We start from the raw sequence: 236 nt of genomic DNA on the forward strand, positions 1-236 counted from the left end.
CGACCGAGAGCACGCGCTTGGCGCGGTCCTGGCCGATCACGTAATCGTTGAGCTGCGTGAAGATGTCGAGCGGCGTGGGAATCTCGCCGTCCTTCTTGCCCGCGATCCCGGCCTTGGTTTCCTCGCGGATGATGTCGTTGCACAGCTCGACGCATTCATCGCAGATGAACACGGTGGGGCCGGCGATGAGCTTGCGCACCTCGTGCAGCTTCTGCGGGAAGTCGCAGCACGAGGTG

Annotated in this window: 1 protein-coding gene; it reads right to left on the reverse strand. The window is 63.6% G+C overall.

What is annotated here, in order from left to right:
• Positions 1–236, reverse strand: a 236-nt coding sequence (locus ACY0MJ_RS22505) for a ClpX C4-type zinc finger protein (RefSeq protein WP_462640787.1), incomplete at both ends; no start/stop codon positions are given.

This window comes from Ramlibacter sp. bp-362, from assembly GCF_054956735.1.